The organism is Paraburkholderia sp. BR10872 (genome assembly GCF_040965835.1).
GTDB lineage: Bacteria > Pseudomonadota > Gammaproteobacteria > Burkholderiales > Burkholderiaceae > Paraburkholderia > Paraburkholderia nodosa_A.
This window is the reverse complement of the sequence record NZ_JBFRCN010000015.1, coordinates 1-16,422: the sequence shown is the minus strand read 5'-3', so window position 1 is coordinate 16,422 and position 16,422 is coordinate 1. Positions and strand designations below refer to the sequence as shown.

General features: G+C 57.9%; 15 protein-coding genes and 5 pseudogenes. 8 read left to right on the top strand and 12 right to left on the bottom strand.

Features of this window, described 5'->3' with window-relative positions; genetic code table 11:
• Position 1 precedes the first annotated feature (1 nt).
• The 3 genes from AB4Y43_RS14250 to AB4Y43_RS14240 are packed head-to-tail and all read right to left on the bottom strand — an operon-like array spanning position 2 to position 3,839.
• Positions 2 to 1,510 carry a hypothetical protein gene (locus AB4Y43_RS14250; protein ID WP_368728053.1) on the bottom strand — a complete coding sequence of 503 codons (1,509 nt, stop codon included), beginning with the start codon at positions 1,508 to 1,510 and terminating at the stop codon, positions 2 to 4.
• On the bottom strand, positions 1,507 to 2,640 hold the full coding sequence (locus AB4Y43_RS14245) for a hypothetical protein (protein WP_368618938.1): 1,134 nt from the start codon (positions 2,638 to 2,640) through the stop codon (positions 1,507 to 1,509). The genes AB4Y43_RS14250 and AB4Y43_RS14245 overlap by 4 nt, the downstream gene beginning before the upstream one ends.
• Positions 2,637 to 3,839: a hypothetical protein gene (locus AB4Y43_RS14240; protein WP_368618937.1), complete on the bottom strand. Its 1,203-nt coding sequence runs from the start codon at positions 3,837 to 3,839 to the stop codon at positions 2,637 to 2,639. Before AB4Y43_RS14240 ends, AB4Y43_RS14245 begins: the two co-directional genes overlap by 4 nt.
• A 552-nt stretch (positions 3,840 to 4,391) precedes the next feature.
• On the opposite strand from AB4Y43_RS14240, the gene AB4Y43_RS14235 reads away from it, so the two are divergent.
• A complete protein-coding gene (locus AB4Y43_RS14235) occupies positions 4,392 to 4,688 on the top strand; it encodes an H-NS family nucleoid-associated regulatory protein (protein ID WP_368619424.1) in 297 nt (98 codons plus the stop codon).
• Between the two features lie 177 nt (positions 4,689 to 4,865).
• Here AB4Y43_RS14235 and AB4Y43_RS14230 read toward each other — a convergent pair whose 3' ends face one another.
• The 4 genes from AB4Y43_RS14230 to AB4Y43_RS14215 form a co-directional block, all read right to left on the bottom strand.
• Positions 4,866 to 5,345 carry an ASCH domain-containing protein gene (locus tag AB4Y43_RS14230; protein ID WP_368619425.1) on the bottom strand — a complete coding sequence of 160 codons (480 nt, stop codon included), beginning with the start codon at positions 5,343 to 5,345 and terminating at the stop codon, positions 4,866 to 4,868.
• A gap of 102 nt (positions 5,346 to 5,447) precedes the next feature.
• Entirely contained in the window at positions 5,448 to 5,663 is a 216-nt protein-coding gene (locus AB4Y43_RS14225) for a hypothetical protein (RefSeq protein WP_368619426.1), read from the bottom strand.
• On the bottom strand, positions 5,660 to 6,085 hold the full coding sequence (locus AB4Y43_RS14220) for a hypothetical protein (RefSeq protein ID WP_368619427.1): 426 nt from the start codon (positions 6,083 to 6,085) through the stop codon (positions 5,660 to 5,662). Before AB4Y43_RS14220 ends, AB4Y43_RS14225 begins: the two co-directional genes overlap by 4 nt.
• Positions 6,086 to 6,096: 11 nt before the next feature.
• The gene (locus tag AB4Y43_RS14215) at positions 6,097 to 6,534 is read right to left on the bottom strand and encodes a hypothetical protein (RefSeq protein WP_368728052.1); all 438 of its coding nucleotides are present in this window, start codon (positions 6,532 to 6,534) and stop codon (positions 6,097 to 6,099) included.
• Positions 6,535 to 6,677: 143 nt separating this feature from the next.
• Between AB4Y43_RS14215 and AB4Y43_RS14210 the strand changes: the two genes are divergently transcribed.
• From AB4Y43_RS14210 to AB4Y43_RS14185, 6 genes and pseudogenes are all read left to right on the top strand, one after another.
• Complete coding sequence (locus AB4Y43_RS14210) at positions 6,678 to 7,946, top strand: DDE-type integrase/transposase/recombinase (protein WP_368728084.1); 1,269 nt, start codon at positions 6,678 to 6,680, stop codon at positions 7,944 to 7,946.
• A gap of 63 nt (positions 7,947 to 8,009) precedes the next feature.
• Positions 8,010 to 9,026 (top strand): annotated as a pseudogene (gene istA / locus AB4Y43_RS14205) (IS21 family transposase).
• The gene (gene istB / locus AB4Y43_RS14200) at positions 9,023 to 9,808 is read left to right on the top strand and encodes an IS21-like element helper ATPase IstB (protein WP_368728051.1); all 786 of its coding nucleotides are present in this window, start codon (positions 9,023 to 9,025) and stop codon (positions 9,806 to 9,808) included. Before istA ends, istB begins: the two are co-directional and overlap by 4 nt.
• A 33-nt stretch (positions 9,809 to 9,841) precedes the next feature.
• Positions 9,842 to 10,306: pseudogene (locus tag AB4Y43_RS14195) on the top strand (Mu transposase C-terminal domain-containing protein); the annotation flags it as partial.
• Between the two features lie 8 nt (positions 10,307 to 10,314).
• Positions 10,315 to 11,184, top strand: coding sequence for a TniB family NTP-binding protein (locus tag AB4Y43_RS14190; protein WP_368728050.1), 870 nt, complete (start codon positions 10,315 to 10,317; stop codon positions 11,182 to 11,184).
• Entirely contained in the window at positions 11,162 to 11,692 is a 531-nt protein-coding gene (locus tag AB4Y43_RS14185; protein WP_368728049.1) for a TniQ family protein, read from the top strand. Before AB4Y43_RS14190 ends, AB4Y43_RS14185 begins: the two co-directional genes overlap by 23 nt.
• A gap of 61 nt (positions 11,693 to 11,753) precedes the next feature.
• Here AB4Y43_RS14185 and AB4Y43_RS14180 read toward each other — a convergent pair.
• The 4 genes and pseudogenes from AB4Y43_RS14180 to AB4Y43_RS14165 form a co-directional block, all read right to left on the bottom strand.
• Positions 11,754 to 12,026: pseudogene (locus AB4Y43_RS14180) on the bottom strand (diguanylate cyclase); the annotation flags it as partial.
• A gap of 35 nt (positions 12,027 to 12,061) precedes the next feature.
• A complete protein-coding gene (locus tag AB4Y43_RS14175) occupies positions 12,062 to 12,973 on the bottom strand; it encodes an EamA family transporter (RefSeq protein ID WP_368618936.1) in 912 nt (303 codons plus the stop codon).
• Positions 12,970 to 13,701, bottom strand: coding sequence for a hypothetical protein (locus AB4Y43_RS14170; protein ID WP_368618935.1), 732 nt, complete (start codon positions 13,699 to 13,701; stop codon positions 12,970 to 12,972). Before AB4Y43_RS14170 ends, AB4Y43_RS14175 begins: the two co-directional genes overlap by 4 nt.
• 17 nt (positions 13,702 to 13,718) lie before the next feature.
• Entirely contained in the window at positions 13,719 to 15,101 is a 1,383-nt protein-coding gene (locus tag AB4Y43_RS14165; protein ID WP_368618934.1) for a saccharopine dehydrogenase C-terminal domain-containing protein, read from the bottom strand.
• Between the two features lie 140 nt (positions 15,102 to 15,241).
• On the opposite strand from AB4Y43_RS14165, the pseudogene AB4Y43_RS14160 reads away from it, so the two are divergent.
• Positions 15,242 to 16,110, top strand: a pseudogene (locus AB4Y43_RS14160) (IS3 family transposase); the annotation flags it as partial.
• A 185-nt stretch (positions 16,111 to 16,295) separates the two neighbouring features.
• Here the strand turns inward: AB4Y43_RS14160 and AB4Y43_RS14155 are convergent.
• Positions 16,296 to 16,422 (bottom strand): annotated as a pseudogene (locus tag AB4Y43_RS14155) (IS630 family transposase); the annotation flags it as partial.

Sequence of the window (16,422 nt, the reverse complement as noted above, 5' to 3'; positions counted from 1 at the left end):
CCTATGCCGTCTCGGCCACCGTGCACCGCAGATCTTTGCCGGTGACGCTGCCTTGCGCAATCACGTTATCGCTCGACGCCTGGAGTGCGAGCGGAGGCGAAGCGGCTTCGATTTCCCAGCCAAAAAAGGCGCCGATGGGCACGGCGCGCCGGCTTCGGGTGCTCCAGAGGCGCCGTTCATCGCGCCATGCTTTGGCGTCGGTTTCCCGTGTGGCGTTCATTGCCATCGACGAGAGCATCTGAAGCGCCAGCGTGTTGCTGGCAGCAAGGCAGGGTGGTCCGATTCTGCGCGCATGCGCGAGCAGCGAGAGGCAGTGCGCCGCGATGCCGGCATCGTCGCTGCCGCTATCGGCGTCGTTGTCGGCGACCGCTGCGAAGGCCCAGGCCGCGGCAACAGAGGCATCCGCGACCCAGTCGTACGCCGCACCGAGCGTTTGCGCGATCTGCGCTGCGTCGGCGATCTGGCCGGTGCGCGCCATGAGCAATGCTGCCGCGACGCTTGCCCACGGTGCGGCGCCGTGCGTCATCAACGCTTCGAGAGCGGCTGCCGTGTCTTTATCGCCGCTGTGCCAATCGTTATCGGCAATCGCCTTCGCGGACGCGACGAGCAGCGAATCGACCTCGCTCGGCAGGGCGCGCTGCACCGCGCCGATCAGCGTGGCCGTCAGTTCGTTCACGGGGCGCATCGTCACGACGAGATCGGGGCGCGACGCAGCGACAGCGGGCCGCAACGTCAGCCAGACGCCTTCGTCCATCACCGGCACGCCAACACGCCAGGGAGCGCGGCCTTCCACGGCAATCGTCAGCCGCAGCGCCGCGCGGCACGGCCATTGGCCGTGCACCAGCTTGAACATGACTTCGCTGTCGCAGGACTGCGCGACTTCGATCTGCGCTTGCGCCGCATGCCATTCGACCACGTCGGGCTGCTCCGTATCGGCGAGATCCGCGCTCGACAGACTGACTGTGAAGGTGCGCTGTTGGTTCGCTTGGGTCAGGAACGGGAAGTTGAGCGGGAACGGCGCGGGCTCCTGAAAACGCGTGGCGTGTTCCGGCAACGAGAGCGGCAAGTTGCCGGCCGGCAAGCCCCGGCTGGGCGCATTCTCGGGCGAGGGGCTGGAGAGGCCGGACCAATCCTGCGGCGACACCACCCGTTGCGATGCGCTTTCGCTCAGGTCGCTCAGGACGCTCAGCAGCCCGCTCCGGCGCGGTCTTGGCAGCGAGGTCAACGCGCTGCTCGGCGCAAAATCCGGGTCTGAGCCAAGCTGGACCGAGGCGGACGCATCGCCTTCGCCGGCCGGTGCCACTGTGAATGCCTGAGAGGTGATGCCGCCGCTGCTCGCGCTTTCGATGGTCGCGTTGTAACTGTCCGGTCCGAGCGCGATCTCTACGGGCTCGCCCGCCGCGGAAAAAACGCGGTTTACCGTCTGCGACTGCGTGCCGACGACGGTGATGCGATAGGCCCCCTGGCCCGGCGGCTGGATCACGACGGTGCGCGCCGTTTCATCGTTCATGGCAGTAACCTGACTATCTGTGCACAGGGATTGGCGTGAAACTTCGCCGGACGATAGGCTTGCGCACCGCTGAAGGTGGGTCTTGCCTCGAACTCGGTGCCGGTTGGCGCGACTTCGAGAAAGCAGTTCGTTTGCAGTGGCGCGGACTGGATGAACGTGAGGCCATCCGAGGCTTCGATCAGCGTGAGGTACGCCATGTCGGCGAGATTGTCGGTACGCACGACCACAGGAATGCGGGCATGCGGCACGGTGACCAGCGTCGCCTGGTTCGCGAATTTAGTGAGCGCCTCCACGTCCAGCGTCGAATAGCCGAAGGCCGCGTCCGCGACTTTCGGCACGTTGCAGAGCAACCGTTCGCCGGTGACGACCCATGCGCCGTTGCTGTCACGGTCAACGCACGCTTCGAAGCTGCGCAGCAAGGCCTGCGTGAAGTATGGCGGGTCGTGGCTGTCCGGGCCCCACGCGAGCTGGCCGAAACGCGAACCCGCAAGCGCGAGCGACCTAACCCGGGTTGACGCTATCTTCCCGAATTTCGCCTTGACCAGTACGACGCCGTCAAGGCCGTCGTACTCGGACAGCACGCTATCGACCAGTTCCTGGCACGCGTCGAGAAAGACCCAGCACGCGCTCGCGCCGATCACCGGCAGATTGGTCGCGAGGTTGCCAATGTTGAGCGAGGCGCCCCACTGGTTGAACGGATTGGTGAGCACGTCTTCCAGCAGCCCGGACACGCTGAGATCCGCCTCGGCAACGCCGTGCGACGACATGTAGAAAAACATGCTGTCATTGGGGCGGCAACGGGCGAGCCATGCGTTGCCAGCGGTTTCGACGTTGACGCGCGTCGCGGCACTCACGCCGTCATCGGCGCGTGGATCGTTGGCGAACTTGCCGATGTCCAGTTGATCGGCACCGGCGTCGGCGTCCGGATCGGACAGCAAACATTCGATCGATGCGAGCGGCGCCGTCAATTCGTCCTGGTGATCGAGCAGATAGCGGACAATCGCACGCGCGCCGGCCACGGTCGATTGCCGCGTAGCGGCCTCGCCAAGCTCGGGGAACCGGCCGCAGCCGATCACGAAGGCATGCGTCGCGGGCGCGGCCCCGGGCGCGCGCTGAAAGATCTGAGTCATGGCAAAAACCCCGCTTGTTTCATGCGTGCGTTGAGCCGCCTATAGAAAACGAGGTTCGTGAAGTAGGCGCTATGGGCGTCGGTGATGCCGGCGGTGGTGCTCGCTTCGAGATCCTCGACGTCTTCGAAAACCGGCTTTGCGAGGAACGACAACACGTCGAGCCGGTTATAGACATTCCACCAACGTTCCGCGCAGCCGGGCTTCGGCACCTTGTTGCCTTGGTTTGCACCACAGCCGGCGCTCGACGCCGTGAAGACCTTCAGTTCTTCGAACAATGCCACCTGGGAACCGACGGTGAGGAAGAGATCGGCCTTGAAGGGTGCGCCCAGCTCGTCGGTGAGCCCTTGCACGAAGGGCACGTCTGTTAAAAGGTCGTACAAAATGACGCCCCCCATGCTGTGCCCGCACACGATGAGCCGGCTGTGCGCGGCGTTCGCCGCGCTTGCGGCCGGAATCAAATACTTGCGGATCTCCGCGCGGATGGCATCGCGCGCGGCGCCCGCCTTGAGATACGTAAAAACGTCGCCAATGAAGATGGCCAACTGCGGAGTGAGCTTGCCGCGTACCGCGAGCACGGCCGGACTGTTCACGAGGTCGGTGGTCGCGCCCTTTAGCTGCGTCGCGGCGCTGCGCACGCTGTCGAAGAGCGAGAGCGACTGGTCCTGCAGGAAGGGGCGCGCGGCAACCTGCAAGCGGTCGAGAAAATCCTTGTCGTCGGTCGCGCCGGTCAGGCTTTTGCGCGCTTCCGGATTTTCGAGCGCCCTTGCCGCCGCGCTCCAGAAACGCACGGCGTTTTCCACGGCGGCGGGGTCGGAGCTTTGCGCTTGCTCGATTGCGATAGAAGAGAGCGAGCCGACGACGGCGTCCAGATCGCTCTTCGCTGCCCTGGCGAGCGTATCGCCGGGGGGCTGAAGCGGCGACGCGCCCGTCGTCCCGCCCAGGATGCCGCCGATGGCGAGCGGTGCGCTGCCTGCTTCGGCTTTCAGCACGTGTCCCGGAACGCACGCGAGATTCCACGCGGGGTGGGCGGCATGGACACTCCAGAGCGGATTTCGGATCGTCACCGATTTTTCGAACGTCTCGTTCTGGAACATCTGGTTGCGGGCTGCGAGCGCCGTTTGATACTCGACGTATTGCGCGTCGCCCGCGGCGTCCGAGCGCGGACCATCGACGCCATGCACATAGACCAGTTGATTCATCTTCGCTATTCCCCTGCTGATCGGTTGAACAGTGGAAGCAGTGCACGTTTTCGAGCGGTTGGAGCGGGACTGAACTCCTGAGCCCAGTCTAGTCAATCATGGCTCGAAATAGAAAGGCTCCCGAACGCAGCGGGTGCCGGTGTCGTGAACGACGATGGCGATGCTCATCGATACGAGTGCGCGGATGTGGCCTCGAGAACGCGGTGGCATGGGATATGCCGGTACGTGGTGAGCGGATTCTTGTGATCTTTGCTGGTGATTTAACCGATAAGGACTGTGTTCGTCTGTGGCCTTCCGCACGAACCGTGCTCATATTCCATCGCGCTTGCCCGGCAAAGAGGACGGGCGCGTTTTGATCTTACGGAGTTTCAATCGCAAACAGGCACCTTATGATAAGAAGACTTATCTTCATAGGCGCGTAGATGTCGGCATTTTGAAGATTCCGCAAGCACGATCGACGACTGGAGACGCTTTCCTTCGGGGCAGCTGTCAATCGAGCAAAACCGAAGCGGGCTAAGATCGCGCTGACCATATTCGACCGTCGGGGGGATCATGGCTACGTTCAAGGAACTGAAAGCACAAATGGCCGCGTTGGGGGGACAGGCGGCGGCCCGGACGGCAGAATTTGAGGAAGTGCTTGCGGACATCAGGGGCAAGGTCGCCGATTATGGGTTTACCGAGCGTCATATCTTCGGACGGCAACGGGGCGGCCGTGTAACCGCCGCGCGTGGCGTCGTGCCGGCCCGATATCGTGATCGGAAGACGGGGGCCACCTGGTCGGGACGGGGGCGGGCGCCCAACTGGATTAAGGATGTGAAAAGCCGCAGCAGATCGCTGATTCGTGACTGACGTCGGGCGAAAAAAGCCCGCTCAGGCGGGCATAAGTTTGGAGACAGAGGGGCGCTAGGCCAGTCAAAACTAACTTTAGCGCGCGCCGCTCGGCCGCACACCTATCCGTCCGAGGAGGGGGTTGGCATCCCTGCACCTCGATGACCCTGAAGCGACATTCAGTGCCCCCGGGAGCAGTCATTCGCGCCGCAGAACGGGCGTTAGCGTGTAAAGGACCTCAAATCTCTCGCATACGAGAGGCATCGAACTGTCAGCCACCCGACCAATTCGGCCGCACTCGTCTGTGAAGAAGCGCCAGTGCTCCGCCCGCCAGTGCGTTAATGAAAGATCGCCTTCTCCTTCGCTCGCCGCGAAATCAGCACTGACGCAATCAAACGGGACGATTTGCACTTCGGTGACTCGCCGAACGAACGCAGGTCGATCGTGCCAGTCAAGCACTATTTCAACGTCTCCAGCCTTGGGAATTGACTCGCCGTCGAAGTCCCACGACCAAGGCAGACTGCAGGTACCACGCTTCACGCCAGCAAGAATGAGTGCGATCAGCGACTCCGAAAGAGCCTCCGAATCTCCAAAGCCACCGATTCGGACGTTCCCTTCAGGTAGATGTATGCCTTGCTCAGCCAATTCGGCGACTAGCTCGTCTACACTTTTGTTCATCTATATCGACGTCCTTTCGATTGCATCCATCTGTATCGGAACTTCACACATTGATTGTCGACGATTGATGGGGTGTTGTCGAATATCGCAAACTGGCCGTCCTCAACCTTTCTCATGCTCCAAGTCGTCTGGCTCCTGCTCGCCCTGGGAGAGAAGATCAGATAGCTCCGGCGGGGAAAGCCGCTTCATTTTCTTTTCGAGCTTGCGATCGTATTGCCGGTCGTTGGGATCTGATGATGCCTGAGCCTTGCGGGCGTATTGCTGGACGAACAGACCGAGTTCACCAGCCAGCCGAGATTTTGTGCGCTTCGTAGTCATTTGGCGATCTTGCTCTGCTCGCAGTTGTGCCTGGCCCTCGACGGATCGGCGCCGCTGGAGCTGTGTTTCTGACGAACCGCCCATTGATACCGTTCGACCAGCTTTTCGGCAGCGGAGAGCGCCTGTTCACGCCATAGTTTCTCGGCGGCCTCAATGCAAACATCCTCGCGTTCCAGCGCATCTGCAGCCCAGTACGCACGGACGTTGCCGACTGGAAGATCGTCGGTCTCCGATGCAATCGCACGAAACAGTAGAAACTCCGGCTCGTTTTGAACCTTGGTCCAATACGCCAATGGAAGCATGACCCGAGCTGTTTCAATCACGCCAAAGCGACCTTCAAGCAAGTCCAGCGCTCTGGCGCGAATCTTTCGACAGTGTTTGCGCCAAAGCGCTTCGTTCCTGACTCCAAGAGGAATCTTCATCTCTTAGTGCATCACGTTTGCCGACGCCGAATCGTATAAATCTCGGTCTTCCAGTCGAGAAGTAATTCGGCGACGCGCTTGGAATGTTCCAGATTCGCATCTAGGCCCATGCGATCAGTCGCAACGTCGTCGAGGTATGCTGCATTGGCTGACGCGTCCATTCCCTCCTGCAACATTGTGAAAACCTTGGGCAGATACCCTTGATGTTCGTCGCGTGCGGCCGGACTGGTTGCGACGCCAATTGGGTCCCAGACATAGTACAGAACCTCATCCACTCGCCTGTATAGCTCCAACTCGGTATCGGCCAATTTCCGCCCCATCGCCTCTTTCCTTATTTGCGCACCCGGCCATCGACAGGCCAGTACGGCAATTGTCCACAATCTAGGCAACGCCGTCGACCGGCCGCTCCTGGCCGACTGTTGTTGGCGCTCGTAGTTTCTGCTAGCCATGACCACGGATTTTGCTAGCAACGGAAAGTCCTGAGCTTGGCGCCGGACAAGCAATACAGCCCGATTCCGACGATTACGCCTCCGTTGCATTTGTGCAACGATTCGGGCGGGTGACGCCCGCTAATTTTGCTAGCGCGCCTGCGATGTCCTTTAATTCCGCTAGCGCGATCAAGCGCGCGGGCGAGGGCACCATGGCATCCTCTGACGGGACAGGCAGTCGTGCCAAGAAGGTAGCGGCAGTGCTACGGCCGCTCGGGCGGGGGCCGCTGACGCGCGTTCAGGCAAAGCGGGCCGGACAGCTACTCGACGTCCACTGGACAACTGTCTACCGGCTGCGGCAGCGATTTTTGGCGAACCCTGTGACTAGCGCTCTCGACCCTCAGCACCGTGGTCCGACGCCGGGCGGTCGCCGTTTGAGTCCGGCCGCCGACAACATAATCGAAGAGGTTGTGCAAAGTTGGCTACCGGCGCAGCCTCAGTTAGCGCATCCTGCAACCGATCTTGTACTTGAGATTCGACGTCGATGCGTCGCCGCGGGGGTGGAGCCTCCCAGCCGGTCAACTGTGTCCCGGCGATGGTCAGAGTATTGCGAGCAGGACGCGCTGCGGCGTGCCGCACTTCCTGAATCGCAGATTGCGCCTGGAACTTTTCGGGCTCACCATCCCCTGGACATTGTGCAGGTCGACCATACACAAGCGGATGTGCTGCTGGTCGGTGAGCTGGACAGAAAGGTGATCGGCCGCCCGTGGCTTTCGGTTGCGTTGGACGTTGCCACGAGATGTGTACTTGGCTTTTACGTCGGCATGGAAAGACCGGGGGCGGCTACGGTTGGGTTGCTTCTTACAAGAGTTGCATTGTCCAAGACACCATGGCTTGCAAAGATTCGGGCCGAGGCAGTGTGGCCCATGCGCGGTATTCCCCGCGTTTTGCATCTCGACAATGCTGCCGAGTTCAAGAGCCGGGCGCTTCGAAGCGGCTGTCGCGAGTACGGTATCGATCTGATGTATCGTCCGGTTGGGCGGCCGCACTTCGGCGGTCATATCGAACGTTTCAACCGGACAATAATGGAGCGCGTTCGCGGTTTGCCCGGTGCGACTGGCTCTTCTACGAAAGGACGTAAGGCACGGCAGGCAGAGAAGGGCGCAGCGCTAACGCTCGGGGAATTCGAGCGATGGCTCGCGATCGAGATAGGAAGACGATATCACCAGAGTCCTCATCGTGGTCTTCTGGGCGCGACGCCATCGGATACCTGGCGAGCACTCTCGCATTCGGCCGATACGCAACAGTTGCCGGCGGCAGGCGATGCAGAGTTGCGGTTCCTGATCTGGTTCCTGCCTTTCGCGCAAAGGACAATACAGGCGGACGGCCTCACGATCTTCCGTATTCGTTACTGGCTGTTAGCGCCGATGTAAAACTGACCCACCCGCCGAACGAAAACTGACCCACCTGGGAGAGGATGGCGGCTTTTGCCGCCGATGCTGACTCAGGAGCAAGCAGTGGAAATCAAAGTATTGGCAAGGCGAGGCACGCCGGTGCGGGAGATAGCCCGGCAGGTGGGCGTCTCGCGGAACACCGTGCGGAGGTAACTGCGCGACGACGATGCGCGTCGCTACAAGGAACGAGAGCCGCGCCCGGCGAAGCTCGACCCGTTCAAGCCGTATCTGCTCGAACGAATTGCAGCAGCCAGGCCGCACTGGATTCCGGCGACGGTGTTGCTGCGTGAGTTGCAGGACGCAGGCTACGACGGTGGCATCAGCCAGCTCAAGGTGTTTGTGGCGCAATACAAGCATGCCGAGCCGGAGCCGGTCGTACGTTTCGAGACACCGCCGGGCCGACAGATGCAGGCCGACTTCACGACCATCCGCCGAGGCCGCTCGCCGTTACTGGCGCTGGTTGCGACGCTGGGCTACAGCCGTGCGAGCTACGTACGCTTCACGAGCGGCGAGGATGCCCAAACGCTGTGCGAGTGCCTGCGCGAAGCCTTCATTTACTTCAGCGGCACGCCTGAACAGGTGCTGTTCGACAACGCGAAATCGGTCATCATTGAGCGCGATGCGTTCGGCGATGGCCATCACCGGTGGAATCCGCAATTGCTGACGCTGGCAGAAACGTATGGCTTCACGCCGAAGGTGTGCAAACCGTATCGGGCGAAGACCAAAGGCAAGGTCGAACGCTTCAATCGCTACCTGAAGGAGAGCTTCGTGGTGCCGCTTGCGGCCACGCTCAAGCAGTCCGGCCTGAAGCTGGATGTTGACGCCGCAAACAGCCATATCGGTCGCTGGCTGGCCGAAGTGGCGAATGCACGGGTGCATGCCACCACGAAAGAGAAGCCATCGGTCCGGTTACCACAGGAGCAGTCTGCACTCCTGCCGTTACCTGCGCCGAAATCGGCGGCCGCTCCGACAACGACGAGGCTCAAGCGAGTGCTGCCCAGCGAGAGCCTGCAGCATCCGCTGGCCGTCTACGACGCGCTGCTGGAGGTGGCCGCATGAATCTCCAGCATGAACGCATCGCCGGACTATGTGCACAGTTGAAGCTCGACCGTATCAGCAGTGACTGGAGCGCACAGGCCCAGAGCGCGGCCAACGCTGACGCCAGTCACGCTGACTTCCTCGAGCAACTGCTGACGAACGAAGTTGAGGCCCGCGAGGAACGCAAACGCCAGACGCTGACCCGACTGGCCGGGTTGCCAGGTATCAAGACGCTGGAGCAATACGACTTCGGCTTCGCCAGCGGTGCGCCGCGTGCGCAAATCCAGGAACTGGCCGGCCTCGCGTTCATCGAGCGCGCCGAGAACGTCGTGCTGCTGGGGCCGTCGGGGGTGGGCAAGACGCACATTGCGAGCGCACTGGCTTACCGGGCCACGCAGGCTGGCATCAAGACGCGCTTCATTACGGCCGCCGACCTGATGATGCAACTGGCCACGGCCCGGCAGCAGAACCGGCTCAAAGAGTTCTTTAGCCGCGCCGTTGCCGGACCGAGGCTGCTCGTCATCGACGAAATCGGCTATCTGCCGTTCGGTCGCGAAGAAGCGAATCTGTTCTTTAACGTGGTCGCCAAACGCTACGAGCGCGGGGCCATCGTGCTGACGAGTAATCTGCCGTTCACGCAATGGGCCACGGCCTTCGCCGATGACCAGACGTTGACGGCAGCGATGCTCGACCGACTGCTGCATCACGCGCATATCGTGCAGATTACCGGCGAGAGCTACCGACTGAAGGACAAACGAAAAGCTGGACAGACCACGCGGGCAATTGCGAAAGCCGCCGCGTGACACGGAACTGGGTGGGTCAGATTTACTTCGGCGTTTCGCCGAAAGGTGGGTCAGGATTCAGTCGGCGTTGACAACTGGCATCCGTTGTTCGCCGCCTGGCGAGAAACTCGACGCTCGGTGAGTGTTCGGTACCATCCCGAAGATCTTTCACGGATTTTTGTGAGTGGAGGAGGCAAGGAATATTTTGAGGTTCGTTATGCTGACTTGCGGCGCCCGTCTATCTCGCTATTCGAACAACGGACCGCGCTGAAATCCATTCGGGTGCAAGGGCAACGTTCGATCTCCGAGAGCATGATTTTTCGCGCAGTAGAGGATCAGCGTCGTGTAATTGCCGATGCCACCCGCGGGACAAGGGCACATCGGCGTCCGCGCCCGCGGCGCTTGCCGGCGATCGAGGCATTCAACGATCTTTCTCTCAGACAGCAGGATTCTGAGAATGAGAAAGACCAGGTCGACTACGACTCTCCGGTGAAAGCCTATGACGTCGAGCAATGGTGAGGTGCAACATGAAGCAGGCCGTGTTGTCACATTTACTCCCAACCGCGAGAGAGCAGGCCCGGTTGGGAACCGAGGAACGAATACGTAGCCTTCTTCGCGACCGGTGGATTGACTATCCTCGCGCCAGCGAAGCGCTGCAACTCCTGGAGCGTCTCCACGAGACGCCGCGGCGTGACCGCATGCCATGCTTGCTCATCCACGGCGACTCAAACATCGGCAAGACGAAGATCACTGCAAAATTCAAGCGCGCGCATCCCAGCGAGTTCGATGAGCGGAGCGGCGTCGAAAGATGTTCAGTCGTCGCCATGCAGATGCCTCCGACACCTGATCAGCACAGGTTTTACTCGGGCCTGCTGTTCGAGCTCGGCGCTCCCCACAATCCCGCAGCTGGTCTGGCTTCGCTGGAGAGGCTCGCTCGTGACATTCTGCGACGCGTGGCACCCCGGGTCCTGATTGTCGATGAGGTACATCACCTGCTTGCCGGTACCTATCGGGAGCAACGCGCATCCCTGAATCTGCTCAAATATCTCGCGAATGACCTGCAGATCAGCATGGTTCTGGTCGGCACTCGCGACGCTGTACTGGCCCTCCAGACAGATGCCCAGATGTATAGTCGCTACCGACCGTTTGAAATCCCACGTTGGAGGGAAAGCGATAGCCTCAGGCGCCTTCTGGCGGCGTTTGAGCGTGTACTTCCGCTGCGCAGGCCATCCGATCTGACGCGACGCGAAATCGTTCAGTTCGTGTTGAGCGCGAGCGGCGGGCTAACGGGCGAAATATCGACCCTTCTGAACGACGCGGCCGAATTCTCGATTCGCAGCGGCGACGAGTTCATTGGTATGTCACATCTCGAGCATGTCGCGCGAGACGCCGCCTGATTCTGTGCTTCCGTGGCCGGTCGCCCCGAGACCGTTTTTTGAGGAGGCGTTTGGTGGCTGGCTGGGCCGGGTTGCGGCCCGATATCAGATAAGTGTTCGAATGCTCTGGGAAAGGAGCGTTCCGAGCGCGTTGCCGACGCTTGGCACTGCGGGGTGGATATTGTTTCCGACACTCGACGCGTCTACACTCGAACGGCTCTCGAGGCTGGCTCGTTTACAAGATGGCCGCCTGAAGTCGATCGGGACACCGGTTGGTTGGATGACGAACCGTCAACGCCTCCCATACTGTTTCCGCTGCCTTGTACTCAACGATGCTGATGTATGCGCTCCGCGTTGGAAGAGAGAATGGCTCGATCCGACAGCGGACTATTGCAGGGTACATCATGCGCCACTTGAGACGTTACCGGCGTCCGTTTTACGCAATGCCGCCAATTTTGCCGCAGCACTTAGGGCGATAAATCGTTATCGCGAGGACTGCAGCTATCGCTACCCCGGCAAGGCACGCTAGCTGAATTAATGGCCAGGCTAGCGCTTCTGTGGACACCGCTAGCGGAAATTGCGAGCTGCAACAGCTGCGAACCCAGCAGGAACGACAGCGCGACAAACCCCGACGCAAACGCGCCCATCAGCGAGCCGATCGTCATCGCGCGACGCCGCCAGGCGGCATAGACATCCGGTTCCGCCTCAGCCACCATGATGATCAGGGGCAGGTGAGGGAAATTCCTGAAAAAGTACAGGCGACGGACACCGTCGATCGTCGACGTGTCGGAGAAGCTTCCCTCGGGAGCGGTCAGGAATTGCCTGAAGGTGTCTGTTCATGCTTTGTGGATGTCTTGTGTTAGCGACTCTTAACAGATGATGTTTTTTCGAGTCTCTCTCACATGTCCTGGAGTGATATCACTGCTACTCCTACCACGATCACGATGATTGAGAAAAATTTTCTAACTACGCCTCCGGGAGAAATATCCTCGGCGATAAATTTTGGAAACAGCTTCGTTGCCAGGAACCCAAAAGCCAAAACGAACAGCGGGTGGATACTGACGACTACCGAAACCAAAGCTGCACCGCCTCCCGCAGCCAGAGCGGCCATGAAGAATACATAGCCCCCAACATCAAAGATGTTTGTCGCCCCGAAAATTCCGAATTGCTTATAGTTCAAAACTTTTAGATCATCAATGATGAGCTTTCTCCATTTCGGAACCAATAAAAGCAACATCCCACCAAGGGCATAGCCAGCAAAGTTGAAAATCAGCACCGAGTGCAAGCTCGTGACTTTCAATATCTCATCTGAAATTACAGTCGAGACAGCTCCCAAAAAAGCAGAAATTAGCAACACGACTACGTGCCGCGGATGCCCCAATCCTCCAATCGTCTGCCTAGACATGCATAGTATTAGAATACCAACGACGATCAAAGCGAAGCCAGTCTGTTGCCTAGATGTCGGAATGGCATGAAAAATCAGCACTGATGCGGCCAATACAAATATTGGTTCAGATTGGTGAATCGGAATCACAACCGATACATCCATATCCCCCAAGGAGTAGCTATATGCAAAATATTGTAGAAATATTGCGAGACCAGAGCATATATTTATCGCCACCATATATAAGTCCAGATCGGCGGGCCGGAAATAGGCATAAATTGCCATCGCAAAAAAAATATTCCCGATACTCAGCAAGAAAATGAACGAAATCCAATTGGATGCAATATTAGTGATTGCAAACTTGTCAACAATATATGAGAGACTCCAAAGCAGCGGTGCCAGAAGGGCAAAATATAACCAGGTCATTTCTCGCTCCCGAGAACCTCGAGAATCGTATTTTTGCTATCGTTCAATAGCTCATTCGAGAAGTCATCGGTAACATGATCAAAAATAAATGTATTGTTATATCCGAAACCATCAGAAGTTTCGAAGCCGACTATTTTGTCAAGGATTGCTGGAAGCTCGCCAAACCGAGATGAGTGGTTTTTCTTCAAAAGCTTCATAGCGTTGCCGTAGTGCGCCGCTTCATCTTTAGTAGCATTACGAATCCATGCGGACAGACAATCAGGCCCAAGACTATCAAAAAGCTTGAAGTCCTGCTTATAAGCCCGAGTGCTAGTAACTTCATCGAATGCAATTGACGCCAATATGGTGAATTCATCAACCATGAAGGATGAAATGGATTCAAATTCCGGCTGTCTGGATTCGATTTCTTTGTCGATATCTTCTTCTCGGAAACCATACAACACACTATTGATCTTTCGAAGACCTCTATAGTGGTTTTGTTCATCCAAATGCCAGAGGCATGCGAACTCTAAGAAATCATCGCTCAGCTGTAAATCACTTCGATTCATGAGATATATCAAGAAGTGCTTGGAATCAAACTCAGCGCTCATGTCATGCCAAAAGTGTTCTTGCCGTGATTTTATGGCATCCCTAGATCCGGTGATGCGTTCGGGAGTCAGATATTTAAGTAACTCAACTGAAGACCAGTCATAACTTTTCAAGCCGATTGACGATTTTAAATAGCTCATGATTGCGCTCCGTGCAATTATTCCATGAAGTTTTGAAACTGCCACTTATCAGACGAAGCAGTGGAAAATAGCCCTTTATCCTCTCCCACAGGACTCCAATCAGTGTATTCCCCCAGCATTTCGCCTAAGTAGGGCTTTGCATTATCTAGCACGAAGATAAAGTCCATCTCTTCCGCCTCAATGATCCCGCAACGTGGATTAGCAATTGCCCATTTCATACCTGCTATAACACCGGCCACGACTTGCAAAGAGGTAGCAGAGCTTTCAGGGTTGAGCTTTTGAGCAACCGAGTTCTCCATGTAGAACCCAAACCAATATGCATTTTTCTTATGCCCCATCAGAAGCACGCCAAGATAATCCCCTCCCGAGGCGATATCCGGTCCTTGCAAAATTCTCCCTTGTGCCTGTGGATTCCAAGAACAACCACTAAGCTCGTGAATGGAAAGTATAGCGTCATTGCAAGGATGGTAAGCATAAGTGACCGTAGGCCGATAAGCGGCTCGCTCACCTTCAAAGTACGTTAGATAATCCGACAGAGAAACAACTTCATTATGAGTGATCAAAAAGCCTAAGCATGGGCCAAAAGCAGGAGTCCAGGTTTTCAATCTGACCGAGGCGCCCGGGCGGTTCAAATAGATCGCGCTATTGCAGCCTGTAGTATGCAGCTGCCCCTCTGGCGGTAAGCGAAGTTCATGAGTCCCCCAGCCTAACTCAGCAGGCTGGCAACCTTCGCCAATAAACCCATCAATTGACCAGGTATTTACAAACTCGCCAGGCCGCTTAGGCAGTTTTGCAATCTGGGTATCATGCTCCGCAATATGGATTATTTTCACATCTAGATCAGCAGACAGCTTCGCCCACTGCTGACGAGTTTGCGGGATTGGCTGGCTTATTCCGTAAATATCATCCCGAATATTCAGAAGTGCCCGCTTTACGAAATGAGACACCAAACCCGGATTTGCGCCGTGCGCTACGATAGCTGTAGGGCCATCTTGACATTTAGCCTTCAACGTAAGCATGGCTTCCCTGAGGGCGTAGTTGGTACGCTCTGCAGGCTCTGCATCTGCATTTACATAATGTCCGGCCCATGGTTCAATGCATGTATCAATATATTTTGTTTCTTTCTGCTGGCAAAATGAAACCAGGTCGACACTTGAGACATTGACGGACAGGTTGATTACAAAGGAGTCGGAATCTAGGTCGCTCAGCAAGTCTTCAAGATTTTCCTTAGCGACGCTCGCCGCCACCCAAGTTACAGGGAAATCGAAATCAGCGCTGAGCCTCTGGGCGCCATATGGATCTATTACCTTAAGGCTTTCAATTTCGCCCCCGAACTCACTGAGCAAGTTTGGCATAAGTGCAGATGCAATGGTTCCGTAGCCAATCAACACAATCTTCATGAGCATTCTTCCTTGACAGGAATTTGCGAGCGGACAGGGAGATATACCTCGGCAGGGAGGCTGATCTGCCGTCGAAATCCTGGACAGAAATGAGTGTTAGTGTTTCGGAGCAATTTTCCCCATGACACGGGAGGTTGGCGATGAAACGCAATCAGTATTCGGTGGAGCAGAACGTGGCCGCAGCAGGGGAGATCCGAGCAGACGTATTACCGCTGGAAGAAGCTAGATCTGGGCCAGGAGTCGAACTAGGGTGCGTGAGCTGAAGCAGCTCCAGGACGAGAATGCGCGGCTCAAGAAGCTGGCTGCGGAGCTCAGTCTGGACAAGGCGATCCTGCAGGATATCGCCACAAAAAAGTGGCCCTGCACGCGCTGAAGAGAGAGGCCGTGACCTACGTCATGCATCACTTCGGTCTTCCGACGCAGCGGGCGTGCCGTCTGGTGCGGCAGGCGCGCAGCACGCACTACTATCGCAGCGTCAAGGATCCGCAGAGGGCGCTTCGGCAGCACATGCGTGAGATTGACCCAGACCCGCGTGCGGTATGGCTACCGACGCGTTCACGACTGCTCAAACCCGAAGGCTGGCGCGTGAGCCGCAACCGGATCTACCGGCTCTACGCTGAAGAACAGCGGCAGTTACGCTCGAAGTTGCCCAAACGACGCAAGATGGTGGTGTCGCGCCGTCAGCGTTGCGCGCCGACGCGCCCCAACGAGGTCTGGAGTCTGGATTTCGTGGCCGATCAACTCGCCAATGGCATCTGCCTGCGAGCCTTGACGATCGTGGATGTCTTCAGCCGTGAGGCACTTGCCATTGAAGTCGGACAGCGCCTGCGTGCAGAGGACGTTGTGTCCGTGCTGAACCGGTTGGTGGCCCAACGTCGGGCGCCGCGATGCCTGCTCGCCGATAACGGCAGCGAGTTCTCCGGCCGTTCTGCTGGATATGTGGGCGTACCACTACAAGGTACAGATCGACTTCAGCCGTCCGGGCAAGCCCACCGATAACAGCTTCATCGGACGGGTCATGTCGGTAGCATGGCCATCATTCCGCATTTCTTCGAGAACGCGTTCCTGGGCGGCTATCCGAAATCGTGCGCGAACCAGACCCCGGTGAACTCTTCTCGAGAGATCCATGGCCCCTTCCGAACGGCCAACATTTTATGACGAACGTTTGCCAGAACCCGGTTGTTGCGTCATCCGCTAGTGTTCTGTCCCAGAAATAACTTTGCATAGCCGAGCCACTTTCTGGAGAATTGAATCGGCGGTCGCGGTCCATACGAACGGCCGGCCGTGTTGGTTGTACTGCTCGATATATCGCTCGATGCTG

Coding starts and splice junctions, on each gene's coding strand:
- AB4Y43_RS14170 (WP_368618935.1), bottom strand. CDS start 13,701: ATGAGCTATTTAAAATCGTCAATCGGCTTGAAAAGTTATGACTGGTCT.
- AB4Y43_RS14225 (WP_368619426.1), bottom strand. CDS start 5,663: ATGACTACGAAGCGCACAAAATCTCGGCTGGCTGGTGAACTCGGTCTG.
- AB4Y43_RS14250 (WP_368728053.1), bottom strand. CDS start 1,510: ATGAACGATGAAACGGCGCGCACCGTCGTGATCCAGCCGCCGGGCCAG.
- AB4Y43_RS14235 (WP_368619424.1), top strand. CDS start 4,392: ATGGCTACGTTCAAGGAACTGAAAGCACAAATGGCCGCGTTGGGGGGA.
- AB4Y43_RS14245 (WP_368618938.1), bottom strand. CDS start 2,640: ATGACTCAGATCTTTCAGCGCGCGCCCGGGGCCGCGCCCGCGACGCAT.
- AB4Y43_RS14210 (WP_368728084.1), top strand. CDS start 6,678: ATGTCCTTTAATTCCGCTAGCGCGATCAAGCGCGCGGGCGAGGGCACC.
- AB4Y43_RS14190 (WP_368728050.1), top strand. CDS start 10,315: ATGAAGCAGGCCGTGTTGTCACATTTACTCCCAACCGCGAGAGAGCAG.
- AB4Y43_RS14220 (WP_368619427.1), bottom strand. CDS start 6,085: ATGAAGATTCCTCTTGGAGTCAGGAACGAAGCGCTTTGGCGCAAACAC.
- AB4Y43_RS14230 (WP_368619425.1), bottom strand. CDS start 5,345: ATGAACAAAAGTGTAGACGAGCTAGTCGCCGAATTGGCTGAGCAAGGC.
- AB4Y43_RS14185 (WP_368728049.1), top strand. CDS start 11,162: ATGTCGCGCGAGACGCCGCCTGATTCTGTGCTTCCGTGGCCGGTCGCC.
- AB4Y43_RS14215 (WP_368728052.1), bottom strand. CDS start 6,534: ATGGCTAGCAGAAACTACGAGCGCCAACAACAGTCGGCCAGGAGCGGC.
- AB4Y43_RS14240 (WP_368618937.1), bottom strand. CDS start 3,839: ATGAATCAACTGGTCTATGTGCATGGCGTCGATGGTCCGCGCTCGGAC.
- AB4Y43_RS14175 (WP_368618936.1), bottom strand. CDS start 12,973: ATGACCTGGTTATATTTTGCCCTTCTGGCACCGCTGCTTTGGAGTCTC.
- AB4Y43_RS14165 (WP_368618934.1), bottom strand. CDS start 15,101: ATGAAGATTGTGTTGATTGGCTACGGAACCATTGCATCTGCACTTATG.
- istB (WP_368728051.1), top strand. CDS start 9,023: ATGAATCTCCAGCATGAACGCATCGCCGGACTATGTGCACAGTTGAAG.